Source organism: Yonghaparkia sp. Root332 (assembly GCF_001425665.1).
Taxonomy (GTDB): domain Bacteria; phylum Actinomycetota; class Actinomycetes; order Actinomycetales; family Microbacteriaceae; genus Microcella.
This window is the reverse complement of record NZ_LMCX01000001.1, coordinates 160,080-186,133: the sequence shown is the minus strand read 5'-3', so window position 1 is coordinate 186,133 and position 26,054 is coordinate 160,080. Positions and strand designations below refer to the sequence as shown.

At 70.1% G+C, this 26,054-nt stretch carries 23 protein-coding genes; 20 read left to right on the top strand and 3 right to left on the bottom strand.

Annotation, left to right across the window (positions count from 1 at the left end; genetic code table 11):
- Nucleotides 1-157: 157 nt before the first annotated feature.
- Nucleotides 158-607, bottom strand: a complete 450-nt coding sequence (locus ASC54_RS00830) for a VOC family protein (protein ID WP_055858477.1) — start codon at nt 605-607, stop codon at nt 158-160.
- Nucleotides 608-909: 302 nt separating this feature from the next.
- Between ASC54_RS00830 and ASC54_RS00825 the strand changes: the two genes are divergently transcribed.
- From ASC54_RS00825 to ASC54_RS00805, 5 genes are read left to right on the top strand one after another with little or no spacing between them, the layout of a single operon-like run.
- A complete protein-coding gene (locus ASC54_RS00825) occupies nt 910-1,689 on the top strand; it encodes an SDR family NAD(P)-dependent oxidoreductase (RefSeq protein ID WP_055858481.1) in 780 nt (259 codons plus the stop codon).
- A gap of 44 nt (nt 1,690-1,733) precedes the next feature.
- A complete protein-coding gene (locus tag ASC54_RS00820) occupies nt 1,734-3,116 on the top strand; it encodes a Xaa-Pro peptidase family protein (RefSeq protein ID WP_055858486.1) in 1,383 nt (460 codons plus the stop codon).
- An 11-nt stretch (nt 3,117-3,127) separates the two neighbouring features.
- Nucleotides 3,128-4,210: a zinc-binding dehydrogenase gene (locus tag ASC54_RS00815; protein WP_200932254.1), complete on the top strand. Its 1,083-nt coding sequence runs from the start codon at nt 3,128-3,130 to the stop codon at nt 4,208-4,210.
- A gap of 31 nt (nt 4,211-4,241) precedes the next feature.
- Complete coding sequence (locus ASC54_RS00810; protein WP_055858489.1) at nt 4,242-5,300, top strand: 2,3-butanediol dehydrogenase; 1,059 nt, start codon at nt 4,242-4,244, stop codon at nt 5,298-5,300.
- Nucleotides 5,301-5,326: 26 nt separating this feature from the next.
- The gene (locus tag ASC54_RS00805; protein ID WP_055896067.1) at nt 5,327-6,301 is read left to right on the top strand and encodes a zinc-binding dehydrogenase; all 975 of its coding nucleotides are present in this window, start codon (nt 5,327-5,329) and stop codon (nt 6,299-6,301) included.
- Between the two features lie 92 nt (nt 6,302-6,393).
- Here ASC54_RS00805 and ASC54_RS00800 read toward each other — a convergent pair whose 3' ends face one another.
- Nucleotides 6,394-7,473, bottom strand: coding sequence for an SDR family oxidoreductase (locus tag ASC54_RS00800; RefSeq protein ID WP_055858496.1), 1,080 nt, complete (start codon nt 7,471-7,473; stop codon nt 6,394-6,396).
- A 342-nt stretch (nt 7,474-7,815) separates the two neighbouring features.
- Here ASC54_RS00800 and ASC54_RS00795 point away from each other — a divergent pair, with 342 nt between their 5' ends.
- From ASC54_RS00795 to ASC54_RS00780, 4 genes are all read left to right on the top strand, one after another.
- Nucleotides 7,816-8,832 (top strand): ABC transporter permease, encoded by a 1,017-nt coding sequence (locus ASC54_RS00795; protein ID WP_055858499.1) that lies wholly within the window; start codon nt 7,816-7,818, stop codon nt 8,830-8,832.
- Nucleotides 8,833-8,906: 74 nt separating this feature from the next.
- Nucleotides 8,907-10,004: a substrate-binding domain-containing protein gene (locus ASC54_RS00790; protein WP_055859438.1), complete on the top strand. Its 1,098-nt coding sequence runs from the start codon at nt 8,907-8,909 to the stop codon at nt 10,002-10,004.
- A 103-nt stretch (nt 10,005-10,107) separates the two neighbouring features.
- The gene (locus ASC54_RS00785) at nt 10,108-12,639 is read left to right on the top strand and encodes an ATP-binding cassette domain-containing protein (protein WP_055897847.1); all 2,532 of its coding nucleotides are present in this window, start codon (nt 10,108-10,110) and stop codon (nt 12,637-12,639) included.
- Nucleotides 12,636-13,670 carry a ketopantoate reductase family protein gene (locus ASC54_RS00780; RefSeq protein ID WP_055896066.1) on the top strand — a complete coding sequence of 345 codons (1,035 nt, stop codon included), beginning with the start codon at nt 12,636-12,638 and terminating at the stop codon, nt 13,668-13,670. Before ASC54_RS00785 ends, ASC54_RS00780 begins: the two co-directional genes overlap by 4 nt.
- Here ASC54_RS00780 and ASC54_RS00775 read toward each other — a convergent pair.
- Complete coding sequence (locus ASC54_RS00775) at nt 13,667-14,581, bottom strand: NAD(P)-dependent oxidoreductase (RefSeq protein WP_082514765.1); 915 nt, start codon at nt 14,579-14,581, stop codon at nt 13,667-13,669. The two genes, ASC54_RS00780 and ASC54_RS00775, sit on opposite strands and share 4 nt — an antisense overlap.
- Nucleotides 14,582-14,794: 213 nt before the next feature.
- On the opposite strand from ASC54_RS00775, the gene ASC54_RS00770 reads away from it, so the two are divergent.
- From ASC54_RS00770 to ASC54_RS00720, 11 genes are all read left to right on the top strand, one after another.
- Complete coding sequence (locus ASC54_RS00770; RefSeq protein ID WP_055858505.1) at nt 14,795-15,526, top strand: helix-turn-helix domain-containing protein; 732 nt, start codon at nt 14,795-14,797, stop codon at nt 15,524-15,526.
- A gap of 128 nt (nt 15,527-15,654) precedes the next feature.
- On the top strand, nt 15,655-16,677 hold the full coding sequence (locus ASC54_RS00765) for a LacI family DNA-binding transcriptional regulator (RefSeq protein WP_055896063.1): 1,023 nt from the start codon (nt 15,655-15,657) through the stop codon (nt 16,675-16,677).
- 169 nt (nt 16,678-16,846) lie between these two features.
- The gene (locus ASC54_RS00760; protein ID WP_082514764.1) at nt 16,847-17,713 is read left to right on the top strand and encodes a branched-chain amino acid ABC transporter permease; all 867 of its coding nucleotides are present in this window, start codon (nt 16,847-16,849) and stop codon (nt 17,711-17,713) included.
- On the top strand, nt 17,710-18,720 hold the full coding sequence (locus ASC54_RS00755) for a branched-chain amino acid ABC transporter permease (RefSeq protein ID WP_082514763.1): 1,011 nt from the start codon (nt 17,710-17,712) through the stop codon (nt 18,718-18,720). The genes ASC54_RS00760 and ASC54_RS00755 overlap by 4 nt, the downstream gene beginning before the upstream one ends.
- Nucleotides 18,721-18,747: 27 nt before the next feature.
- On the top strand, nt 18,748-20,037 hold the full coding sequence (locus ASC54_RS00750) for an ABC transporter substrate-binding protein (RefSeq protein ID WP_055896057.1): 1,290 nt from the start codon (nt 18,748-18,750) through the stop codon (nt 20,035-20,037).
- A 62-nt stretch (nt 20,038-20,099) separates the two neighbouring features.
- Nucleotides 20,100-20,843 (top strand): ABC transporter ATP-binding protein, encoded by a 744-nt coding sequence (locus tag ASC54_RS00745; RefSeq protein WP_200932253.1) that lies wholly within the window; start codon nt 20,100-20,102, stop codon nt 20,841-20,843.
- The gene (locus tag ASC54_RS00740; RefSeq protein ID WP_055896051.1) at nt 20,840-21,553 is read left to right on the top strand and encodes an ABC transporter ATP-binding protein; all 714 of its coding nucleotides are present in this window, start codon (nt 20,840-20,842) and stop codon (nt 21,551-21,553) included. The genes ASC54_RS00745 and ASC54_RS00740 overlap by 4 nt, the downstream gene beginning before the upstream one ends.
- Before the next feature lie 12 nt (nt 21,554-21,565).
- A complete protein-coding gene (locus ASC54_RS00735; protein WP_055896049.1) occupies nt 21,566-23,224 on the top strand; it encodes an amidohydrolase in 1,659 nt (552 codons plus the stop codon).
- Nucleotides 23,225-23,237: 13 nt separating this feature from the next.
- Complete coding sequence (locus tag ASC54_RS00730) at nt 23,238-23,699, top strand: RidA family protein (protein WP_082514761.1); 462 nt, start codon at nt 23,238-23,240, stop codon at nt 23,697-23,699.
- Between the two features lie 104 nt (nt 23,700-23,803).
- Nucleotides 23,804-24,739: an NAD(P)-dependent oxidoreductase gene (locus tag ASC54_RS00725; protein WP_055858527.1), complete on the top strand. Its 936-nt coding sequence runs from the start codon at nt 23,804-23,806 to the stop codon at nt 24,737-24,739.
- Nucleotides 24,736-26,052, top strand: a complete 1,317-nt coding sequence (locus ASC54_RS00720) for a Xaa-Pro peptidase family protein (protein WP_235451347.1) — start codon at nt 24,736-24,738, stop codon at nt 26,050-26,052. Before ASC54_RS00725 ends, ASC54_RS00720 begins: the two co-directional genes overlap by 4 nt.
- Nucleotides 26,053-26,054: the final 2 nt, after the last annotated feature.

Here is a 26,054-nt window from a genome sequence, read left to right as displayed (position 1 = left end):
ATCTTCATGCGTTCACATGGAAAGAGTTCGACCAAACTGAATCTAGAAGCGTTATCCGACCGTTCTGTTGAGCTTTTGTGAACAAGAACGCGGCGACGGCCCGAAGGCCGCCGCCGCGCATCCCGAGCTGACGGGCTCGTCTCCCGACGGACGCCCCCTACTCCTTGGGGTACTGCCAGATCTCGAGCTGGATGCCGTCGGGGTCGCGGAGGTACGCCCACTGCGAGCCGGCGAGGTCGCCGTCCGCGAGCGTCACCGGCGGCCCGTTGAAGACCGCCCCGCGCTCGATGAGCTCGGCGTAGGCGGCGTCCATGTCGTCGACCTCGAGGCAGATGTGGGCCGAGCCGACGTCGCCGTTGGTGCGATCCCACTCCTTGCCCTCGGGCTCGTGGTACTCGAGGAACTCGACGTTCACGTTGCCGATCCGGATCATCGAGAACGACAGCTTCGCGCCCGGCACCTGCACGCCGCGCTCGAGGTCGGGGCCCTCGCCGTGGTTGACGGGGCCGGGCTCGACGCCGAACATGCGGGTGTACCAGTCGAACGAGCGCTGCATGTCTCGCACGGTGATGCCGACGTGGTGCACGCCGGTGACGGTGAACGCCATGGTCGCTCCTTGCGGGTCTGAGCTCGTTCGATCGAGCGGATGCTCGCTGAACGGCTTGTACCCAGACTCAACACCACTCGATGGGGCCCCGGCAAGGCGCACAACGCCGGTATCCCGCCGATCGCCCCGGAAGCGGGGACGCATCGCTCCCGAGTTGGCTTCGCTGGAGCCGTCCTGGAAGCCACGGATCGAGCATCCGTGTTCACTTGATTTGGATGGCGACGCTGGGTAAGTTCACTTATAGTGAACACACGAGCCGCAGGGCTCGACGGTTGCACACCCGGACGCAAAGGAGCCTCCTCATGGCTGGACGACTGCACGGCCGCACGATCATCGTGACGGGCGGCGCCTCGGGCATCGGCGCAGCGCTGTGCGAGGGCTTCGCAGCCGAAGGCGCCAACGCCGTGATCGCCGACCTGAATCTCGAGGCGGGCCAGGCGCTCGCCGACCGCATCGGCGACTCCGGTGGCAGCGCTCTCGCGGTCAAGGTCGACATCACCGATCGCGACCAGGTGCGCGCAGGCATCGCCGCGGCCGTCGAGCGCTTCGGACGGCTCGATGCCTACTTCAACAACGCCGGCATGAACGCCCCGATGAAGTACCTCGACATCACGGAGAGCAACTTCGAGCTGCTCATGAAGGTCAATGTTCTCGGCGTTCTCGTCGGCACCCAGGAGGCCGCGAAGCAGTTCCTCGAGCAGGGCGGGGGCGGCAAGATCGTCAACACCGCGTCGATCGCCGGCCGCCAGGGCTTCTCCTCCTTCGCTCCGTACAGCGCCGCGAAGGCCGCGGTCATCTCGCTCACCCAGTCGGGCGCGCGAGCGTTCGCCGATCAGGGCATCACCGTCAACGGGTTCGCCCCGGGCGTGGTCGCGACCCCGCTCTGGGACAAGCTCGACCGCGACCTCGAGGCGATCGGCGAGGCGCACAACAACTTCGCGTCGATGTCGTCGGGCATCCTCCTCGGTCGTCCGGCCGACCCCTCCGACATCGTGCCCACAGGGATCTTCCTCGCGGGCAGCGACTCCGACTACATCACCGGGCAGATCATCCCCATCGAGGGCGGGATGATCCTCGTCTGATCGACGAGATCACCCTTCCCTCCCTCGCAGAGAGAGCGACGACCATGAAGAGCACTGGTACCACGGGCACGAACGCCGTCGACTGGGAGGCGCGCGTCGACTTCGATCGCCTCCGCACCGAGCGGCTGATGCGGCTGAAGGCGCAGCTCGATAAGTCGGATGTCGGCGCGGTGCTCGCGTTCGACTTCTCGAACATCCGCTACATGTCGGCCACGCACATCGGCACGTGGGCGATGGACAAGCTGATCCGCTTCTCGCTGCTGACGCGCAAGACCGACCCGATCGTGTGGGATTTCGGCTCGGCGGCGAAGCACCACTCGCTCTACAACCCGTGGCTCGACCACACGCACTCCGAGGCCGACGCCGACCCGCACGCGCCGCACCATGGCGCGACGCGCCCGCGGCTCGAGTCGGGCTCGCGCGCCGGCATCTCGACCCTGCGCGGCGCGTTCCCGCCGGATGCGGGCATCGCCGAGGAGGTCGCGCGGAAGGTCAAGCGCGAGCTCGAGAAGTTCGGGCTCGCGAACGAGCCGCTCGGAGTCGATGTGATCGAGCTGCCCATCCTCTTCGCGCTGCAGCGGGAGGGCATCCAGGTCGTCGACGGCCAGCAGATCTTCCTCGAGGCCCGCCGCATCAAGACCCACGACGAGATCCGCCTGCTGACCCAGGCCGCCTCGATGGTCGACGCCGCCTACGAGAACCTCTACGAGTTCCTGCGGCCCGGGGTGCGCGAGAACGAGACCGTCGGCCTCGTCGCCAAGACCCTGTACGACCTCGGCTCGGAGTACGTGGAGGGCGTGAACGCGATCTCGGGCGAGCGCTGCTCGCCGCACCCGCACGTCTTCAGCGACCGGCTGATCCGCCCGGGCGACCCGGCGTTCTTCGACATCCTGCACAGCTACAACGGCTACCGCACCTGCTACTACCGCACCTTCGCGGTCGGCTCGGCGAGCGTCGCCCAGCGCGACGCGTACACCCGCGCTCGCGAGTACATGGATCGCGCGATCGCCCTCGTGAAGCCCGGCGCGACCACGGCCGACGTCGTCGCGGTGTGGCCGAAGGCGGAGGAGTTCGGGTTCCCGAACGAGGAGGCCGCGTTCGCGCTGCAGTACGGGCACGGAGTCGGACTGTCGATCTGGGAGAAGCCGATCTTCTCGCGCCTGACCTCGTTCGACCACCCCGAGGTGCTCGAGGAGGGCATGGTGTTCGCCCTCGAGACGTACTGGCCCGCGGCCGACGGCTGGGGCGCGGCCCGCATCGAGGAGGAGGTCGTGGTCACCGCCACCGGCTGCGAGGTCATCACGAAGTTCCCCGCGGAGGAGCTGCTCGTCGCGGGCAAGCGCTACTACTCGGTCGGCGGCGAGCTGAGCACGCTGCGCGACTCGCAGTCGCACCTCAACACGTTCGACGGCCGCGGCGGGAAGTGACGGCGATCACCATGCCCGCAGTCACCGGAACCATGCGCGCAGCCGTCTACCACGGCCGCGGCGACGTGCGCGTCGAGACCGTCCCCGTCCCGATCGCGGTCGAGGGCCAGGCGCTCGTCCGCGTCCTCCGCAGCGGGATCTGCGGCACGGACGCCACCGAGTACAAGGCCGGCCCGATCATGTTCCCGATCGATCGGCCCCACCCGCACAGCGGCCACCACGGTCCGCTGATCATGGGCCACGAGTTCGTCGGCGAGATCGTCGACCTCCCCGGCGGCTCCGACAGCGGACTCGTGATCGGCGACCACGTCGCCTCGGGCGCCGGAGTCGCGTGCGGCGAGTGCCTGCGCTGCCGGCAGGGTCGCACGAACCTGTGCGAGCACTACGTCACGCACGGGCTCAACATCGACGGCGGTCTCGCCGAGTACGTCGCCGTCGCGACGTCGACGCTCGTGCGCATCCCCGCCGACTGCGACCTCGACGCCGCCGGCGTCGCGCAGCCGCTCGCGGTGGGCCTGCACGCCGCGCGCCGGTCGACCGTCGCCGACGGCGACCGCGTCGTGCTGTTCGGCGCGGGCGCGATCGGCACGTTCATCCTCGCCGGGCTCGCCTCCCTCGCCGATGCGGACATCACCGTCGTCGACTTCGCGGGGGAGCGGCTGGACCGGGCCCTCCGTCTCGGGGCCACGCGCGTCGTGCCCGTCGACGACGGCCTGAAGGATGCCCTGCGCGAGATCGTCGGACCGGTCGGCGCCGACGTCGTCATCGAGGCCACTGGCGCTCCGGGCCAGCTCGAGCTGTGCGTGGACCTCGTGCGGCAGGGAGGGACCATCCTCGGGGTGGGCCTGCCCTCGAAGCCGCAGGAGCTCGACGTCCACCACCTCGTCCTGAGCGAGGTGACGATCGCCACGACGGTCGCCCACGTGTGCGGCGAGGACATGGCGCCGTCGCTCGAGATCCTCGCGCGCACGAACCTCGGCGACGAGCTCGTCGAGGCCGTCTTCGGGCTCGACGAGGTTCCGCACCAGCTCACTCGGCTCGCCGCCGGCGAGATCCGCGGGAAGGTCCTGTTCGACCCCACCCGCACGTCCTGACACCGCCGCTACCCACAGAGAGGCCATTGCGATGAGAGCAGCCGTTTTCCACGACGCCAAGGACATCCGTGTCGAGGAGGTCGCCGAGCCCGGCGCCCTCGGCGCGAACGACGTGCGGCTCAAGCCGTTCTGGTGCGGCATCTGCGGCACCGACCTGCACGAGTACGCCGTGGGCCCGATCGTCATCCCGACCCAGCCGCACAGGCTCAACGGGTCGACCGCACCGCAGATCCTCGGGCACGAGTTCTCCGCCGAGGTGCTCGAGGTGGGGAAGGACGTGCGCAGCGTCCGCGCCGGCGACCGCGTCTCGGTCATGCCGCTGCTGTTCTGCGGCGCCTGCTACTTCTGCCAGCGCGGCCTCAACCACCTCTGCACCTCCATGGCCTGCGTCGGTCTGAGCGACAGCTGGGGCGGCATCGCCGAGCAGGCGATCGTCCACGAGTCGAAGGTGGCGAAGCTGCCCGACTCGATGAACGACATCCAGGGCGCCCTCGTCGAGCCCACGGCCGTCGCCGCCTACGGCGTCGACAAGGCGCAGGTGCGCCCCGGCGACACCGTGCTCGTGACGGGCCTCGGCCCGATCGGCGCGCTCGCCTCGATGTACGCCGCCTCGCTCGGCGCCACCGTGTTCATGTCGGAGGTCAACCCGAAGCGCCAGGAGCTCGCGCGCTCGCTCGACGTGGGCGAGCTGCTCGACCCGCGCTCGACCGACGTCGCGGCAGAGCTCCGCGACCGCACGGGCGGCATCGGCGTCGACGCGGTCATCGAGTGCTCGGGCAACGAGATCGCGCTGCAGACGGCGCTGGCCTCGGTGCGGGCATCCGGCAGCGTCTCGCAGACGGGTCTGCACACGAAGCCCGCCGCGATCGACCCGATGGTCCTGTCGGAGCGCGACATCACGCTCCGCGGCACCTGGTGCTACCCGGTGACCGACTGGCCGCGCATCATCGACCTCATCGGCCGCGGCCGCATGGACGTCGAGAAGGTCGTCAGCGCCAAGATCGACATGGCCGACATCGTGGAGAAGGGCTTCGAGACCCTCCTCTCGCCGACGGGCGACCAGGTCAAGGTCCTCGTCCGCGCCTTCTAATCACCCCCGAACCGAGGAGCATCGCCATGAAGGCACTGCGCTACGTCGCGCAAGACACCCCGCAGGTCGACGAGCTGCCGATCCCCGAGATCGCCGACGACGAGGTTCTCGTCGCCGCGCGCTCCGTCGGGGTCTGCCACAGCGACATCGAGCTGCTCGAGGGCCGCTACATCATCCCGTTCCAGTACCCGATCATCCCCGGCCACGAGTGGTCGGGCGAGGTCATGGCGGTCGGCTCGAAGGTCACCGGACTGCAGAAGGGCGACGGCGTCGTCGGCGAGTGCGTCATCGGCGACGACCACTTCGGCTTCTCGATCAGCGGCGCCGCCGCCGAGTTCTTCGTCGCGAAGGAGTCGTGGCTGCACAAGCTGCCCGAGGGCGTCTCCTGGACGAACGCGGCCCTCGTCGAGCCCTTCAGCGTCGCCTACTACGCCCTCATGAGGGTCGGGAACGTCAACGCGAGCGACACGCTCGTCGTCCTCGGCGCGGGCCCCATCGGCCTGTGCGTCACGGCCGCCTCGGCCAAGCTCGGCGCGAAGACGATCGTCGTCGAGCCGAGCGAGCACCGCCGCGAGAAGGCGCTCTCGCTCGGGGCGCACGTCGCGGTGTCGCCCGACGAGCTCGAGGCCGTGCTCTCTCGCGAGAGCGACGGGCGCGGCGCGAGCGTCGTGATCGAGGCCACGGGGCGCCCCGAGGTCATGGCGCAGGCGCTCGAGATCGCCGCGTTCAAGGGTCGCGTCGGCTACATCGGCATCGATGTCGGCCGCGAGGCTCCCGCGAAGCTGGGGCTCATCCAGTCGAAGGAGCTCACGATCACGGGCTCGATCGGCTCGCCGGGCGTGTGGCCCGACACCCTGCGCTTCATGGCGCAGGCGGGCATCGATCTGACGTCCCTGGTGACGCAGCGCTTCGACGTCGCGACCGCGACGGACGCCGTCGAGGCCGCCCGCAACCCCGCGCAGACCATCAAGGCGCACATCGAGTTCTCCGCCGCGCTCTGAGGCGGAGGGCAGACCGGAGAATCCGGGCCGTCCGGTCGGCACGCAGAAGGGGGCGGGCGCTTCGGCGCCCGCCCCCTTCGCACGCTCGCCGGTCAGGGCAGCAGTCGAGCCTCGCGGTAGCGGGCGACGGTGTCGAAGAAGCTCTTCGGCGTCGACCGGAAGTTGAGGAACCCGGCCTCGCGGCTCTTGGTCATGTCGGTGACGCACTCCACCTCGCGGCCCAGGTCGCTGTCGCTGTGCCACCAGGACGCGAGCTTGCTGACGTCGGACTCGACGAGGTGCTCGCGCTCGGCGATGCGTCGCCACACGTCGGGGGCGACATCCGTCATCGCCTCGACGAGGGTGCGCGGCGTCCCGCTCGGTCCCTCCCACTCCACGCCGAAGTGCTCGGCGATCTGCGGCCACAGCCAGCGCCAGCGGAAGACGTCGCCGTTGGCGATGTTGAAGGCCTCGTTCTCGCCGTTCTCGTGGGTGGAGGCCCAGACCAGCTGCTCGCCGAGCAGCTCGGCGTCGGTCACGTCGGTGATGAAGTTCCACTGCTCGACCGAGCCGGGGTAGACGAACTTCTGCCCGAGCTCCTTGCAGATGGTCGCGTAGACCGAGAGCGTCAGCACCATGTTCATGGCGTTGTCGACGGCGAAGCCGAAGACGGTGTGCGAGCGGTGCACGCTCCAGGTGAAGCCCATGCGCGCAGCGGCCGCGAACAGCTCGTCCTCCTGGGCGTAGTAGAAGTTCGGGCTGGGCAGTCGCGGCTCCGACTCCTTGAACGGGGTCTCCGCCTTGACGCCCGTCGCGTAGTCCTCGAACGGGCCGAGGTAGTGCTTGAGGCCGGTGAGGAGGGCGACGTGGCGCACCCCGCCGTCGGCCTCGAGCGCGGAGAACAGGCTGCGCAGCGTCGCGCTGTTGACGGCGATGTTCTCGGCCTCGGTGTCCTTGCGGATCCACGCCGTGATGATGACGATCTCGGGGCGGAGGCCGGCGAGGGCGGCGCGCGTGGCGTCGGCGTCGAGCAGGTCGGCCTGGATGGGGATGACGCCTGCCGGCATGCTGTTGCCGCGACGGGCGAGGCCGTGCACCTCCCAGCCCGCGTCGACGAGCTGGCGGGAGACCGTCTGACCCGCGATGCCGGTCGCCCCGACGACGAGGGCGCGGCGCGGAGAAGCTGTGTTCATCGAAATGCCACCTTTCGAACGGCGTTGTTCAGTGAAGATAAACGCTAGCGCACCGTCGCCCCGACGTCGATACGCGCGGTCCTGCACGCCGCACGATCGGCCTCCTGCCGCCTCAGAATGGGGCAAGAAGGTCGAATATATGCGGATGCATGGAAATCCATTGTCCTCCTTTTGGAGGACTCGCGCCCCGCAGGAACGACGGGTCGTTCGGCCCTGTCTGTGCGCTCTGCCGAATCGTTACCATCGGTGGTTGTGAACAGCGCCGACTTTCCATAAAGTGTGACTCAACACCCCGTTCGGTCACACCGGACGGTGGAGACCAGAACTTTCGAAGGGGAGAGCATGGCCGACACCTCGATGCCGCGGAGCCTCACGAGCGCGCGGGTGAGCATCTCCAAGGGCCTGCTCACGGTCGCCATCTCGCTGGTCGTCCTCGTGGTCGTCAGCGCGATCCTCGCGCCGAGCAGCGTGTCCCCGGGCGCGGTCCTCGGGATGCTGCCGTTCGCAGCCGTCCTCGCGATCGTCGGCCTCGGCCAGATGCTCGTCGTCCAGCAGGGCGGGATCGACCTCTCGGTGCCGGGCGGCGTGTCCCTCGCCGTCGTGCTCGTGACGCACATGCCCAACGAGAACGACGCGCTGCTGGTGCCCGCCGTGCTCGCCGCCTTCGCCTGGGCGATCGGCGCGGGGCTCCTCAACGGGTTCATGGTCGGCCGCCTCGGCCTCAACCCGATCATCGCGACCCTCGGGACGAACGCGCTGCTCTTCGGCGCCGTGCTCGGCATCTCCGGAGGCATCCCCCGCACGACGACGCGACTGCTCGCGAGCATCGGTGGCGGGCAGACGCTCGGGATCCCGCACGCCGTGCTGTTCGCGCTCGGGGCGCTCATCCTCGTCTCGATCCTGGTCAAGCGCACCGTGGCGGGCCGTCGGTTCGAGGCCGTCGGCGCGAGCCCCGCGGCGGCCAGGGCCACCGGCCTGCGCTACCGCACCCACCAGGGCGCGGCCTACGTGTGGTCGCAGCTGCTCTTCGCGACCGCGGGCATCCTGCTCGCCGGCATCACCAACCAGCCCACCGCCTTCCAGGGCAACACCTACCTGCTCACGTCGGTCGCCGTCGTGGTGCTGGGAGGCACGTCGCTGCTCGGCGGTCGCGGCTTCCCCGTGGCCACGGTCGTGGCCGCCCTGTTCCTCAGCCAGCTCGACCAGTTCGTGCTCGCTCTGGGCGTGCCGTTCGCGGTGCGCACCCTCGTCCAGGCCGCCGCGCTTGCGATCGGAGTCGCGATCTACACGGTCAACTGGGCAGCCCTCCGGCAGCGATTCGCTCGCGCGAGCGCTCCGGCTGCAATCGCAACACCCTGACAGTCCGCTCCACCGGAGCGGACGCACCAAGAACACGTGCGACACGGTCGTCGCGCGGACCCATGGAGGAGAACATGATCCACCGCAAAATGTCGACGGCGATCGCCGTCGCGGGCCTCGCAGCCCTCATCCTGAGCGGCTGCGCCGCCGAATCCGACGAGCCCGGCGCCGAGCCGGGAGCCCCCGTCGAGGGCGCACCTGACTGGTGCGGTCCCGACGAGGCGGTCGTCGGCCTGCTCGACGGCTTCGGCGGCAACAGCTGGCGCCTGGTCACCACGGCAGCCGGCGCCGATGAGGTCGCCAAGTGCCCGAGCGTCGTCGAGTACCTCTACGCCGACGGCCAGGGCGACACGCAGAAGTCGATCTCGGACATCCAGGGCATGGTCGCCTCGGGTGCCGACGCCATCGTCGTCTTCCCGGACGCGGGCGAGGCCATGCTCCCCGCCCTGCGCAGCGCCTACGAGGCCGGCGTCGTCACGGTTCCCTACCGCGTCGACCCGAACGGCACCGACGGTGAGGACTTCGACCTCTGGGTCGGCGCCGACTTCGTCGCCGACGGCGTCGCGTGGGGCGAGTGGATCTCCGAGAACTTCCCCGACGGCGCGAAGATCCTCTTCCTCTCGGGCCCGGCCGGCAACAGCCAGGGCATCGACGAGCGCGAGGGCCTGGAGTCGGTCCTGACCGACGACAGCTACGAGTTCATCGGCGAGCAGCCGTACGAGGTCACGAACTGGGACCCGGCGCTCACGCAGCAGGTGCTCACGGCGGCCATCGCGAAGTACGACCAGATCGACGTCATCGTCTCGGACTTCGGCCCGTCGCTCGTCGGCGCCCTGCCGGAGTTCGAGAAGAGCGGTCGCTCCATCCCCGCTCTCGTCACCTCGGACGGCAACGTGCTCTCCTGCTTCTGGGAGGAGAAGAAGGACGCCAACCCCGACTTCAAGCTCTTCACGGTCGCGACGGGCAACGACAACGTCCGTCTCGCGGTGCAGCACGCCGTGGCCCGTGCCACGGGCGGCGTCATCCCGAGCGAGACCGCGTTCGCCGCTCCGGTGTTCGAGGACAGCGTCTCGGGCAGCCCGAACCCCGTCACCTGCCGTGACGACCTCCCGGGCGACATCTACCTCTCGGCTCAGATGAGCCCCGAGGACCAGGCCGCCCTGCTCGACTGATCCTGCTCCATCGGGCTCTCCGGTCCGGCGCGCGCCGCCGGGCCGGAGAGCCCTCCCATACCGAACCTGCCCCAGAGCTGCGAGTGAGGGTTTTCTCGTGAACATGCCAACCACCGAAGCGCCGGCCGCCGTGGCGACGCTCTCCATGACCGGGATCTCGAAGAGCTTCGGCGGCGCCGCGGCGCTCACCGACGTGTCCCTCGAGGTGCTGCCGGGAGAGGTCCACGCCCTGCTCGGCGAGAACGGCGCGGGCAAGTCGACCCTCATGAACGTCGCGACCGGGACGATCCGCCCCGATCGGGGCATCATCGCCATCGGCGGCGAGGTCGTGGACGTCCTCGACCCGCGGGAGGCTACGCGCCGCGGCATCGCCTTCGTCCACCAGCACCCCGCCGTGCTGCCGGACATGACCGTGCTCGAGAACCTCCTCGTCGCGCTGCCGGCCTCGATCCTCCCGCGCGGAGCCTCGCGCCTCGACGTCGCGCACGAGCTCCTCGCGACCGTCGGTCTGAAGGTCCACCTCTCCGACCGCGTCGAGACCCTCTCCGTCGCGCAGAAGCACCTGCTCGAGATCGCGAAGGCTCTCGCGGTCAAGCCCTCGCTCCTCGTCCTCGATGAGCCGACCGCCCCGCTCGGCCAGGACTCGGTCGACATGCTCTTCGCCCTCGTGCGCGACTTCGTCGCCCAGGGCACCTCCGTCGTGTACATCACGCACCGCCTCGCCGAGGTCCGCGAGCTCGCCGACCGCGTGACGGTCCTCCGCGACGGGCGCCTTCGCGCCACCGCGATCGTCGACGAGATCAGCGACCGCGAGCTGCTCTCGCTCATCGTCGGGCGTCAGCTCGACTCGACCTTCCCGCCCAAGTTCGACGGTCCGCGCGAGGGGGCGACGAGCTTCGCCGCCACCGGCCTCACCGGCCCCGGCTTCAACGAGGTCTCGATCAGCGCGCAGCGCGGCGAGATCATCGGCGTCGCGGGGGTAGTGGGCAACGGCCAGAGCGACCTGCTGCGCGCCCTCGCCGGCCTCGCCTCCTTCGACGGAGCGGTCGAGATCGAGGGCCGGGCGGTGACCGGCAAGGAGCTCCTCGCGCGCGCCGCGTACCTCCCCGCCGACCGCCTGAGCGAGGGACTCATGATGCGCCTGTCGGTGCGCGAGAACGCGGCCGTCTCCGCGCTGCGGCGCTTCCGCAGCGGCCTCCTAATCAGTCGCAAGCGCGAGCTCGGGATGCTCGGCGACACGCTCGGCTCCCTCTCGGTCAAGGCGGCCTCCCTCGACGCCCCGGTCTCCTCGCTCTCGGGCGGCAACCAGCAGAAGGTCATGATGGCGCGGGCGCTGCTCTCGGAGCCGGTGCTGATCCTCGCCGACGAGCCGACCCAGGGCGTCGACGTCGGAGCGCGCGCGGAGATCTACGGGATCCTGCGCGAGGTCTCGGCCGCGGGCATCCCCGTCATCGTCGCGTCGTCCGACGCGAAAGAGCTCGAGGGCCTCTGCGACACGGTCATCGTGATGTCGCGCGGCCACGTCGTCGACACCCTGCGCGGCGCCGAGATCACCGAGGAGCGGATGATCCACTCCGCGGTGAGCTCGACCACGCGCACCGTCAACGTCGACGACGTCAGGAACGACGGCGCCGACGAGCGCGCGGCGGGCCGTCGCGCATCCGTCCGCCGGTTCCTGCAGGGCGACTACGCGCCGCCCGTGCTGCTGGCGATCGTCATGCTCGCGCTCGGCGCCTTCATCTTCGCCCAGAACGACCGCTACCTCGGCGACTTCAACATCTCGTCGATGCTGCTGCTCACCTCCGCGCTCGGATTCATCGCGATGGGGCAGACGATCGCGCTGCTGACCGGGGGCATCGATCTGTCGGTCGGACCCCTCGTGGGATTCCTCGTGGTGGTCGGGTCGTTCTTCATCCTCAACGAGTCGCCGACGACGTCCATCCTGCTCGGATTCGCCGCCATGCTCGCGGCGTCGATCGTCGTGGGACTGGTCAACGGCGCGCTCATCAGGTACGTGAAGTTCACGGCCATCGCAGCGACCCTGACGGTGTACATCGCGCTCCAGGGCTTGAGCTTCCTCCTGCGGCCGACGGCCGAGGGCTTCATCAACTCCGAGGTCTCGCGCGCGATCACGACGAAGCTCGGCCCCGTGCCGATCGCCTTCATCGTGCTCGTGCTCGTCGTCATCGGGCTCGAGGTCGCGCTGCGTCGGACCCCGTGGGGCTGGCGCCTGCGCGCGGCGGGCTCCGACGAGGAGTCGGCGCGTCGCGTCGGCGTCGAGGTCAATCGCACGGTCGTGCTCGGCTACGTCGCGACCTCCGCCTTGACCTTCCTCGGCGCGATCATGCTCATGACGCAGATCGGCGTCGGCGACCCCGCCCAGGGCGTCGCCTACACGCTCTCGAGCATCACGGCCGTCGTGCTGGGCGGCACGAGCCTCCTCGGCGGCCGCGGCACCTTCGTGGGCACCCTGTTCGGCTCGATGCTGCTCATCCAGGTGCTCAACGCGACGGTGTTCCTGCGCCTGGACCAGATGTGGCAGTACATCCTCCAGGGCGTGCTCATCCTCGCCGCGGCGATCCTCTACGCGATCGCCCGGTCGAAGCGCCGGCGCCGCGCGACCGCCCGTCCGTGAGCCCCGCGCCGGGCGCTCCCCGCATCGCCGTCCTCGGCACGGGGGCGAACGGCGCGGGCATCGGGGCCGACCTCGTCCGTGCCGGTCACGACGTGACCTTCATCGAGCAGTGGCCCGCGCATGTCGAGGCGATGCGCAGGCACGGGGTGCGCGTCGAGCTGCCGGACGAGACGGCGATCACGCCGGTCCGCGTCCATCACCTGTGCGAGGTCGCCGAGCTGCGCGAGCCCTTCGATCTCGTCTTCGTGCTCGTCAAGGCTTACGACACTCGATGGGCGAGCGAGCTGATCGCCCCGCTGCTGGCCGAGTCAGGGCTCGCGATCGGCGTGCAGAACGGGATGTCGCTCGACGACATGGCGAGCATCCTCGGCCCTCAGCGCACGCTCGGCGCCGTCATCGAGGTGACCGCCAACATGTTCGAGCCGGGCGTGGTCGAGCGTCAGAGCCCCCGATCGTCGTCGTGGTTCGCGATCGGCAGCATGCACCCGGCCACGGTCGGTCGCGAGGAGGAGGCGGCGAGCGTCCTGCGCGCGGCGGGCACGGTCGAGGTGTCGCCGGACATCCGCTCGTCGAAGTGGATGAAGCTCGTCGCCAACGCCGCCGAGCTCGTGCCCTCGGCCGTCCTCGGGCTCCCTCTCGACGACGCCGTGCGACTGCCGGGCATGCGCGAGTTCATGATCGAGACGGGCCGCGAGGCGATCCGCGCGTGCCTCGCCGCCGGCAGTCGCCTGATGCCGATCTTCGGGATGACCGAGGCCGACATCGCGGAGCCGGACGACTACGCCGTCACGCTCCTCGATCGCGTCCTCACGGATTTCACGCTGCCCACCACCCGCACGACCGTGCTGCAGGACTGGATGAAGGGGCGCCGGAGCGAGGTGCGCGAGATCAACGGCCTCGTCGTCGCCGTCCACCGAGAGCACGGCGGCTCCGCGCCGTGCAACGAGCGCGTGCTGGAGCTGTCGCTGATGATCGAGGCGGGCGAGCTCGAGGCCCGCCCGGAGAACCTCGCCGCACTCCTCGCGGTCTAGCCCCGGCCCGAGCGTCGGCGGGTGATCTCGGCCACGGCCGACCAGTCGAGCTCCCGCAGCGCCGGGTCGGCGAGCGCGGCCTCGAAGAGCTCGTGCAGCACCGGCGCGACCGGCAGCTCGACGCCGAGGTCGGCGGCCGTGCCCTCGGCGAGCCCGAGGTCCTTGAGGCCGAGCGCCATCGCGAAGCCGACCGGCTCGTAGCGCTTCTCGGCGATGATCGGCCCGTAACCGCGGTGGGCGGAGCCGCTGAACGCGGTGTGCGTGAGCACCTCGATGAACGTGCCGGAGTCGATCCCCGCCGCCTCCACGAGCGTGACCGACTCCGCCATCGACTGCATCGCGCTGATGAGCGAGTAGTTCACGGCGATCTTCACGACGGGCGCGAGCCGGGCATCCGTGCCGAGGTTCCAGACGCGCTGGCCGAGCGCCTCGAGCGATGGCAGGGCGCGCTCGACGCTCGCGGTCTCTCCCGAGGCGACGACGAGGAGCGCGCCGGTGCCGGCGATCGTCGAGCGGCCGAGGACCGGAGCGGAGACGTATCCGACGCCGTGCCGTGCGTGGCGCTCGGCGAGGGTCGCCGCGGTCTGAGGAGCGACGGTGGCGTGGTTGACGTGGACGCGACCCGCGGGTGCGGCGTCGAGCAGCGCGTCGTCGAAGACGGCGAGCACGGCCGCGTCGTTCGCGAGCATGGAGTGCACCACCTCCGCCGAGGCGAAGGCCTCCGCGGGCCCCGACACCACCTGGATGCCGTCGCGCTGCGCGAGCTCGGCCGCCGGGCCGTCGCTGCGGTTCCACACCGACACGGCGAACCCCTCGTCGGCGAGGCGGGAGGACATGGCGGCGCCCATCGCGCCGAGGCCGAGGAAGGCGACGGCGGCGTCGTCGCGGTGTCGGGGTGACGTGGGCTCCACGGGTTTCCTCTCGATTCCGCTCCGACCGAGCGGGCTGATGGACGTCTGTACAGTAATGCTTCACACACGGGCCCCGCAATGGCGTCGTTTCCCGGGAAAACGACGGAGTCCGACCCAGGGGAACTCTGCGTCATATACCATTGCGGAACCCTCGATGTTCACCAGGGCTGTTGCACTCGGGCTGATCGGCCCCCTCTCGGAAGGACACGGACGATGCAGTTCGACGTCGGCTCGGAACTGCGTCGCGTGCGCGAGGCCCGCAAGCTCAGCCTGCGCGCCGTCGCCTCGGCGGTCGGGGTCTCGGCGAGTCTGCTCTCCCAGGTGGAGACCGGCAAGACCCAGCCCTCGGTGAGCACCCTCTACGCCCTCGTGAACCACCTGGGGATCTCGCTGGACGGTCTCATGGGCGCGCCGCGGCCCGCCGCGACCCCGCTCCTTCTCAATTCGTCGGCGAGCGCACCGGAGCCCGGACCCGACCGGCGGACGGACTCGGTGGTGCAGCGGCGCGAGGACAACCCGGTGATCGAGATGGAGAACGGCGTCACCTGGGAGCGCATGGCCGTCGGCCAGTCCGGGATCGCCGACCCGCTCATCGTGAGCTACGCGCCCGCGGGCTCCTCCTCCGTCGAGGGGAAGATGATGCGCCACGCCGCGCTCGAGTACGGCGTGCTGCTGGAGGGCCGGCTCACGCTCAAGATCGACTTCGACAGCTACGAGCTCGAGCCGGGGGACTCCTTCTGCTTCGACGCGAACCGCCCGCACCTCTACGTGAACCAGTCCGACCAGACGGCGCGGGGGATCTGGTTCGTGATCGGGAGCCGTGAGGGCACCTACCAGTCGCTCGCCGATCTCGGCCACGAGCATCCGGGTGGATCGCGGCCGATCACCTCGGCCGTCGACGTCCTGCAGGCGATGAAGAACATGCGCCCGGAGCAGCGCGCCTAGCTGCCCGCATCGCATCTCAGTGAGTCCGGGGCGGGCGACACCGTCGCGTTCAGCAAGGTTCGCCCTGTCGGTATATACGATGACCGACAGCCGAGCGACCCCGCCGGCGGATCCGAGAGGATGCCCAGATGGGCGCACGCCCGACCATCGATGACGTCGCGAGGCTCGCGGGCGTCCACAAGGCGACGGTCTCGCGTGCTCTCAACCAGCGGACCGAGCGCCTCGTCGGCCGCGACACGGTGCTGCGCGTTCGCGAGGCCGCCGAGTCGCTCGGCTACGTGCCCAACGTCATGGCGCGCGGGCTCCGCACCGACAGCTCCATGACGATCGGCGTCGTCATCCCCGACCTCACGAACCCGCTGTTCCCGCCGATCGTGCGCGGGATCGAGAGCCACCTGCAGTCCCGCGGGTACACCGCGCTCCTGGCCAACACCGACGAGAACGAGTCCGGCGAGCGCGTTGCCATCGCCTCCCTCCTCGACCGCCGCGTCGATGGGCTCATCATCGGCTCGGGGCACCGGGGCGACCCCACCCTCAGCGAGATCCACCGGGCAGGGGTGCGCGCCGTGATGCTCAACCGCGACGCCGGGGGCGTGCCGTACCCGCTCGTGTCGGGGGAGGACGCGCAGGGCATCGCCGCCTCCGTCCGCCACCTCGTCGAGCTGGGCCACCGGGATCTCCTCCACATCGCCGGCCCGGCCAGCCTCTCCACGAGCGAGGCGCGGAGCGTAGCGTTCCAGTCCGCGTGCGCCGAGGCGGGGGTGCGCGGGCGACTGATGGAGGTGAACGCACTCACCGCCGAGGCGGGGGAGCGCGCCGCCGATGCGGTCATCGCCGGCCTCCCCGATCGACCCACCGCGATCGTGGCGGGGAACGACCTCATCGCGCTCGGGGTGCTCCGCTCGCTGCGGAGGCACGGCCTGGAGTGCCCGACGGACCTGTCGGTGGTGGGCTTCAACGACATGGTCTTCGCCGAGGATTTCCACCCGCCGCTCACGACCGTACGGGTGCCCGCCCGCTCGATGGGCGAGGAGGCGGCGCGACTGCTCCTCCGCATGCTCGACACGGGCGAGCCCACGCAGGAGCGGGTGATGCTCCCCGTCTCCCTCGTGGTGCGCGGCTCGACCGGCGCCCCGCCGCGCCTGCGCTGACGACGCAGCGGCGGCAGGACGGATCCCCAGCGGGGCTTCCCCGCCTCCTCCTGCGTCGATGACGCACCACTTGTGCAGTAGTCCTTGACACTTCTGCAATCGGTTGCTTTACTGGGGCACCACACCGCCATGCACCAACTCCTCAACGACGTGGAAGGTTCGGTTCTGAGTGTTTGAACCCGTGTTCCTGGCGCAGCAAGTGCTGAACGGGCTGAGTTTCGGCGCCCTGCTCTTCCTGCTGGCCAGCGGTCTGACGCTGGTCTTCGGTCTCATGAAGATCGTCAACATGGCGCACGGCGCCTTCTACCTGCTCGGCGGGTACATCGGCGTCGTCATCGCCGGGCTGACGGGCAACCTGCTGCTCGCGGTGATCACCGCGGTGATCGTCGTCGCCGCGACGGCCTTCATCGTCGAGGTCGTCCTCCTCCGCTTCGTGCGGGGGCAGGAGCTGCCGGAGGTGCTGCTCACCATCGGCGTCTCGTTCGTGATCGCCGACCTCTGCCTCGCGGTCTTCGGCGGCGACCCGCAGAACCTGCCGACGACGGCGACGATCCCCGGCGCGCTCATGATCGGCGACCTGGTCTACCCCTGGTACCGGATCTTCGTGATCGGCGTCGCCGTCGCGATCGGCCTGGGCCTCGCCTTCGTGCAGACCCGGACGCGGATCGGCGCCGTCGTCCGCGCCGGCGTCGACGACCGCGAGATCATCTCCGCTATGGGCGTCAACATCGCCTGGGTCTTCACCGGCATGTTCGTCGTAGGCGCCGGACTCGCCGCACTGGGCGGCACCATCGGCTCCGGCATGCAGAGCATCCTGCCGGGCGTGCAGAACGAGGTGCTGCTCTACGCCCTCGTCGTGATCATCATCGGCGGCCTCGGCAGCGTCACCGGAGCGGCCGTCGGCAGCGTGCTCATCGGGCTCATCGACGCGTTCGCGAAGGCGTGGATCCCCGAGCTCGCCTACTTCACGATCTTCCTGCCCATGGCCCTCGTCCTGGTGCTCCGGCCCACCGGTCTCTTCGGGAGGACCGCATGAACCGTCGGATGCTCGTCAACCTCGCTCTGCTCGGCCTGCTGCTCGTCGTGCTCCTGGCCCTGCCCTACTTCGGCGTCTCCAACTTCGTCCTCGGCCTCGCCTCGACCATCCTCATCGCCGCCGTCCTCGCCTCGAGCGTCAACTTCCTCGGCGGCGACGGCGGCATGGTCTCGCTCGGCCATGGCGCGATCGCCGCGGCGTCCGCGTACGCCGTGGGCTGGGCATCCCGCCAGGGTCTCGATTCGATGACGCAGGTGCTGCTGGCCCTCGTGGTCACCCTTGTGGTGTCGTTCCTCTACGGCCTGCTGTCGATGCGCACGAGCGGCATCTACTTCCTCATGGTCACGCTCGCGCTCGGCATGCTCATCTACGGCCTCGCCTTCCGCCTGTCGTCCGTCACCGGGGGAGAGAACGGGATCTCCGGCATCGCCGCTCCCGGGAACCTGCACGAGGAGTGGATCTACTACTACGTCGTGCTCGGCATCTTCGTGATCACGACAGGGGCCCTCTGGGTCGTCAGCAGCTCGCCCTTCGGCGCGAGCCTGCGCGGCCTGCGCGACAGCGAGAGCCGGATGCGCAGCCTCGGCTACAGCGTCGCCCAGTACAAGCTCAGCGCGTTCATGATCTCGGGAACCGTCGCGGGCATCGCCGGCGTTCTCGCGGTCTGGCACACCAACTTCGTCAGCCCGTCGTCGGCCGGCGTCGAGCGCTCCGTCCTGCTCGTCGTCATGGTCATCCTCGGCGGCATCGGAACGCTCCTCGGGCCGCTCATCGGCGCCGCCGTCGTGGTGCTCGTCGAGAACGTCCTCTCGAGCTACGTCGACCGCTGGCCGACCGCGCTCGGGCTCATCTTCATCCTCGTCATCCTCTTCGCGCGCGCCGGCGTCGCCGGCAGCGTGCCGAAGGTGCTGGCGAAGCTCCGGGGGCGCTCGCCCTCCGCCACGCCACCGGGCGACCGGAGTTCCCCCGAGGGCACCGCAGTGCCCGACCGCAATCACAATCCGTAATCGAAAGGAACTGCCATGACGTCAACGATGACAACGGCTCCCCGGCGCTGGATCGGCCTCGTCGGCCTCGCCGCCACGGCCGCACTGGTGCTCACCGCGTGCGCGCCGCCCCAGGCCGCCGAGCCCGAGCCCGATGCGGGCGGCGGCACGGAGGCGGCCGTGAGCGAGACGCTCAAGGTCGGCTACATCTCCCCCGTCACCGGCAACTTCGCCGTCGCCGGCCAGGAGATGGTGGACGGCTGGAACCTCTACTGGGAGCTCAACGGCAACGAGGTCAACGGCGTCACCGTCGAGACGATCGTCGAGGACGACGCGGGCAACCCCGAGATCTCGCTCACGAAGGCGGCGAAGCTCGTCGAGCAGGACGAGGTGGACGTGCTCGTCGGGCCGCTCCTGGCCAACACCGCGCTCGCCGTCGCCGAGTACGCCGAGAGCGTCGGGGTCCCCAACCTCCACCCCGTCGCCGCCTCCGACGACCTCACGCAGCGCAACGCGAACGGCCTCACCGTCCGCACCGGCTCCATGGGCGGCTCGCAGGCGAACTACCCCGGCGGCGAGTGGGCTGCCACGGAGGGCGGGTTCGACACCGCCGTCACGCTGTGCGCCGACTACGCCTTCGGCTGGGAGTCGTGCGCCGGATTCGTCCAGGGCTTCCAGGACAACGGCGGCGAGGTCGTCGAGCAGCTGTGGTTCCCGAACTCCACCACCGACTTCTCGACCTACGTCTCGCAGATCCAGGCCGCCGGTGCGGACATGGTCTACGTCGCCACCGCCGGTGGCGCGCCCGGACCGAACTTCCTCACGTCCTACCTGGGCCTCGGCCTCGACATGGACAAGCTGCTCCTCAACTGCTGCGCCGCCGACCAGGGCACGCTGCGGGCGATGGGCGACCAGATCGTGGGCCTGAAGTCGGTCAGCTACTGGGCCGAGGGCCGCGAGTCGGAGGCCGTCGCCGAGCTCATCGAGGCGTACAAGGAGTTCTCGGGCGGCAACGTGCCCGGTGCCTACATCGCCGGCGGCTACATCACGGCATCGCTCGTCGCGTCGGTTCTCGAGGAGCAGGGCTACCTCACGGGTGAGGAGCTCGTCTCCGCGATCACCGAGTCCACCTTCGAGGACAACATCTTCGGCCGGGTCTCGTTCGACGAGTACAACAACACGGTCGGACCGGTCTACATCCGCGAGGTGGTCAAGCGCGACGACGGCAACCTGTACAACACGCCGATCGCGACCTACGAGGACGTCGACCAGTGGTTCGGTCAGGACCCCGAGGAAGCGCTGCAGCAGCCGAACTACTCGCAGGACTTCCAGGGCTAGTGAGCACTGCAACGGAAATGGCGCCGGCCTCGGACCCTCGCGGGTCCGGGGCTGGTGCCCCCGTGCTCGTCATCGAGGATCTCGGGAAGCGCTACGGCGGCGTTCAGGCCGTCGACGGGATCTCTCTCGTGCTCGAGCCGGGAGAGCGCTTCGGGGTGATCGGGCCGAACGGCGCGGGCAAGACGACGCTGTTCAAGATGATCGCAGGGGACGTCACGCCCACCGCGGGCGCCGTCCACCTCTTCGGCAGGGACGTCACGACCATGTCGACCGCGCGCCGCGCGCGGATGGGCGTCGGCCGCACCTTCCAGATCTCGAACCTGTTCCGCGAGATGACGGTGCTCGACAACGTCCGCGTCGCCGCGCGCGGAGGCACCGCGACCGCACGCGTCTTCTGGCGCCCTCAGCGCGCGAAGGACGATGCGTCCCAGCGCTCGCTCGCGGCTCTCGAGTCGGTCGGCCTCGCCGACCGCCGGGACCTCACGGTCGCCAACCTCTCCCACGGCGAGCAGCGGCAGCTCGAGATCGCGATGGCGCTCGTGGGCGAGCCGAGCATCCTGCTCCTCGACGAGCCCGCGGCCGGGCTCTCCGCCGCGGAGCGCACCACCCTGAAGGCGCTCATCGAGGGCCTTCCGCGATCGCTTCCGATCCTGCTGATCGAGCACGACATGACTCTCGCCCTCGGTCTCACCGACCGGGTGATGTGCATGGAGAACGGGCACCACGTCGTCACCGGCTCGCCCGCGGAGGTCCGCGAGAACGAGACCGTCCGCGAGATCTATCTGGGAAGGCGCGACAAGAAGTGAGCCTCAACGTCACGGGACTGCACGTCGGCTATGCGACGGCGCAGGTCCTCCACGGAGTCGATTTCACCATCGGCGAGAACGAGACCGTCGCCCTCCTCGGCCGCAACGGGATGGGCAAGACCACGCTCGTCCGCGCCATCTGCGGGCTGCGGCCGCCGACGATCACCGCGGGCGGCATCACCTTCGGCGGCGTCGACATCACGAAGAGGTCGAGCCACCAGATCTCCCGGCTCGGCATCGCGATCGTCCCGCAGGGCCGCCGCGTCTTCGGGTCGCTCACCACGCTGGAGAACCTCTCCGTGATCCCCCAGCGCAAGGAGATCGCGGGGGAGCGCTGGACGGTCGAGCGCGTGTTCGAGTTCTTCCCGCGCCTCGCCGAGCGCCAGTCCTCGATGGCGAGGTCGCTCTCGGGCGGCGAGCAGCAGATGCTCGCCATCGGGCGCGCGCTCATGACCAACCCGAGCCTGCTGATCATGGACGAGCCGAGCGAGGGGCTCGCCCCCAGCGTGCTCGACGTCATCCACGATCGCATCGAGGGGCTCCGCGGCACGGGGCTGTCGACCCTCATCGCCGAGCAGAACGTCGACCTCGCTCTCGACATGGCCGATCGCGTCATCATCCTCGACGACAGCGGGACCATCCCGTGGTCGGGCCGCGCCGACGAGCTCCGCACCGACGCAGCCCTGCTCGAGCGCTACCTGAGCATCTAGGGAGTCTCCGCCATGTCCGCCGCGACCGCTCTGCCCCTCGTCGACCTCCTGCTCACCGGGGGGCGCGTGATGACCTTCGCCGACCCCGATCAGGGGCCCGCCGAGGTGCAGTCCCTCGCCATCGCCCAGGGCCGGGTCATCGCCGCCGGCAGCGACGCGGAGCTCGCCCACTACGCCCCCCTCGCCGCGCGGGTCATCGATCTCGGGGGCCGTCGCGTCATCCCGGGGCTCAACGACGCCCACATCCACGCCATGCGCGGCGGCCTGTCCTGGACGCGCACCGTGCACTGGGAGGACGTCCGCTCGCTCGCCGAGGGCCTCGCCCTCATTCGAGAGGATGCCCGTCGACGCGGCCCCGGGGAATGGGTGAGCGTCGTCGGCGGCTGGCACTCGCGGCAGCTGGCCGAGGGCCGAGCGCCCACTCGGGCCGAGCTCGACGAGGCCGCCCCGGACAACCCCGTGTACGTCCAGGAGCTCTACGACCGCGGGGTCGTCAACTCCGCGGGTCTCGCGGCCTGCGGGTGGTCGGACGAGTCGCCGGACCCGGCCCGCGGCGCTCTCCTGCGCGACGACGGCGGCCGCCTGACGGGCGAGCTGCGCGGCGTCGGCGCCTTCGCCGTCCCCCTCGGTCTCGCGCTCGCCGGGCACGAAGGGCAGGGCGAGCAGGGCATCCTCGCCATGAACGCCGTCCTCGCCCGCCACGGTCTCACGGGCGTGGTCGACGCGGGCGGCCTGCTCGTCACCCCGCGCGACTACGACCCGCTCTACGCCGTGTGGCGGCGCGGCGAGCTCGATGTCCGCACGCGCCTGTTCATCTCCGCCTGGACGCGCGGAGGCGAGGTGGACGACATCGACCGGCTCACCGCGCTCGTGCAGGCGGGCAGCGGCGACGGGATGCTCCGCATCGCCGGCGTCGGGGAGATCCCGCACCTGGGCTGCCACGACATGGAGGGCCTCGACCCCTTCGAGATCACCGAGGCCGCGCACCGCGAGCTCGTCGAGATCGTGCGGCTGTGCGCCGAGCGCGGCTGGCGGATGAGCATCCACGCCGTTCTCAACGACACCCTCGGCCGCGTCCTCGACGCGTGGGAGGAGGTCGAGCGCGAGACCGGGCTCGTCGCCGGGCGCGGCTTCTCGATCGTGCACGCCGACGAGGCGACGCGCGAGAACCTCGAGCGGATCGCGCGCCTCGGGGCCGGCATCCTCGTTCAGAGCCGTCTGGTGCTGAAGGGCGCCGACTACGTCGAGGCGTGGGGGGCCGAGGCGACCGCGTCGGCTCCGCCCATCGGCGACATGCGCGATCTCGGGATCATCATCGGTGCCGGCACCGACGCGACGCGCGCGAACTGGTTCTCGCCCTGGTCGGCCATCTGGTGGCTCGTCACCGGGGGGACCGTGGACGGGAGCGGCGTCCGCGACGAGCGGCACCGGATGTCGCGGCTCGAGGCGATCGCCGCCTATACGCGCGATGCCGCCTGGTTCACGGGCGAGCAGGCCCACCGGGGCCGGCTGCTGCCCGGCTACGACGCTGACGCGTGCGTGCCGACGGCCGACCCGCTGGACTGCGCGGACGACGAGCTGCGCGGCATCCTCAGCGACCTGACCATCATGGCGGGGCGCATCACCCACGACTCCGGAGCGCTCTCGCGCGTCGGGGCGGACGAACGATGAAGGCGAGGGCGCGATGAGCGCGATTCCCGGTCCACGACGAGTGGGCAATGCGGAGGTCATCCACCACGAGGGGTACGACGCGTCGATCGTGAGCCCGTTCGTGCCCGCGATTCGCGTCGTCTCGAACGCGCGGCTGGTGTTCATCAGCGGCGTGACGGGCGCCCCGGTCTACCACGACCACCCGCACCGGCCCGAGGTCTTCGACTCGATGCCGATGGATGCCGCGGGTCAGGTGCGCAACGCCTTCGACCACCTCGACCTCGCGCTCGCCGCGGCCGGCTGCGAGCGTCACGACGTGGTCAACATGATCCGCTTCTTCACCGACATCGAGGCCGACCAGGACGTCGTCAACAAGCACCAGGGGGAGTGGTTCGGCGGGCACATCCCGACGAGCACGACCCTCGAGATCTCGCGGCTCGCGACCGACCCGCGCCTGCGGTTCGAGTTCCACGTGGTCGCCGCCGCCCCCGCCTGATCGTCCGGGCGGCGAACGGCCGCCCGGCCCGCCATTCCATAATGCAATCGATTGTGAACCCGCACCGGGGCTCACCGGACGCACAGAAACGCAAGGAGAGAACCATGACTGACACCAAGCCCACCGTCGGGTGGATCGGAACCGGCCGCATGGGATTCCAGCTGGCCAAGCGCCTCCTGGATGCCGGCTACGAGGTCGCGGTCTACAACCGCACGCGCGCGAAGGCCGAGCCGCTGACCGAGTTCGGGGCGACCGTCGTCGACCGACCGGTGGACCTCGCCGACCGCGACATCGTCTTCAGCATGGTCTCCGCCTCGAAGGACCTCGAGAACGTCATGCTCGGCGAGGGCGGCCTGCTGTCGGATCCCGCGCGCGCCCCGCGCATCATCGGCGACGCCTCCACCGTCTCCGTCGAGGCGAGCGAGACCGTCCGCGCGGCCGCCGAGGCCCGCGGCGTCGGCTTCCTCGCCACCCCCGTCTCCGGCAACCCGAAGGTCATCGCCGTCGGGAAGCTCACCGTCGCGGCCTCCGGCCCGCGCGGGGTCTACGACGAGGCTGCCCCGCTGCTCGCCACCTGGGGTCGCGGAGTCACGTACGTCGGCGAGGGCGAGGTGGCCCGCATCGTCAAGATCGCCCACAACGTCTTCCTCGGCGTCGTGATCCAGTCGATGGCCGAGATCACGGTCCTCGCCGAGAAGGCCGGCGTCACGCGCGAGGCCTTCCTGACCTTCCTCAACGACTCGGTCATGGGCTCGGTGTTCACGCAGTACAAGACGCCCGCTCTGGTCAACCTGGACTTCACGCCCACGTTCACGAACGTCCTGCTGCAGAAGGACTTCGACCTGGGTCTCGCCGCCGCCGCCAAGATGGGCGTCGTGATGCCGGTCGCGAGCGTCACGCGCAACCTCGTCGCTCAGGAGGTCGGCAACGGCAACGTCGAGCAGGACTTCGCCTCCCTCATCGTGACGGTCGCCCACGGCTCCGGCCTCGAGCTGGTCTCCGAGCAGGCGGCGGTCAGCGACGGTCTCGAGGTCCGGTGAGCGGCCACGGCCACGGCCACGACCACGGCGCGGGAGGGCGGCGCTTCGAGCGCCCGTCCTCCCGGCCCGCCGGCGTGCGCCCGCTCGGGGCGCCCGGTCAGACGGGGGTCGACTACGAGCACCGCGTCGACTTCGACCGGCTGAGGAGCTACCGCGTCGACCGGGCGAAGGCGGCGCTCGACGCGAGCGAGTGCGGCGCCTTCCTGCTCTTCGACTTCTATAACATCCGCTACACGACGCAGACCTGGATCGGCGGCGCGCTCGGCGACAAGATGATCCGGTACGCGCTGCTCATGCGCGGCAAGGACCCGATCCTCTGGGACTTCGGTTCAGCGGTGCGGCACCACAAGCTCTACTCCGACTGGGTGCCGGAGGAGAACTATCGCGCGGGCTTCCTGGGATTCCGCGGCGCCGTCGCGCCCGACGGGGCGGGTCTCATGCGCGACGCGGTCGCCGAGATCAAGTCGCTGCTCACGGCGGAGGGGCTCGCCGACGCGCCCATCGGCCTCGACATCGTCGAGCCGCCCTTCCTGTTCGAGATGGAGCGCCAGGGCCTGCGGGTCGCCGACGCCCAGCAGCACATGCTCGACGCCCGGGTGATCAAGAGCCAGGACGAGATCATGCTGCTCAACCAGGCCGCGGCCATGGTCGACGGCGTGTACCAGGACATCGCCGAGGCGCTCAAGCCGGGGGTGCGCGAGAACGAGATCGTCGCGCTCGCGAACAAGAGGCTGTACGAGTACGGCAGCGACCAGGTCGAGGCGATCAACGCGATCTCGGGCGAGCGGTGCAACCCGCACCCGCACAACTTCACCGATCGCATCATCCGCCCCGGCGACCAGGCCTTCTTCGACATCATCCACTCGTTCAACGGCTACCGGACCTGCTACTACCGCACCTTCGGGGTGGGCTGGGCGACCGAGAGCCAGCGCGACGCCTACAAGCAGGCGCGCGAGTGGATGGACAGCGCGCTGGATGCGCTGCGGCCGGGCGTCGGCACCGACGAGGTGGCGGCCGTCCTCCCGAAGGCGGAGGACTTCGGGTTCGAGAACGAGCTCGCGGCGTTCGGGCTGCAGTTCGCCCACGGCCTCGGCCTCGGCCTCCACGAGCGGCCGATCATCTCGCGTCTCAACTCGATGAAGGACCCGGTCGAGCTCAGGCCCGGCATGGTCTTCGCGATGGAGACCTACTGCCCCGCGTCCGACGGCACGTCCGCCGCGCGCATCGAGGAGGAGGTCGTCGTGACCGACTACGGCATCGAGGTCCTCACGAAGTTCCCCGCGCAGGATCCCTTCGTCGCGAACCCCTACTGAGC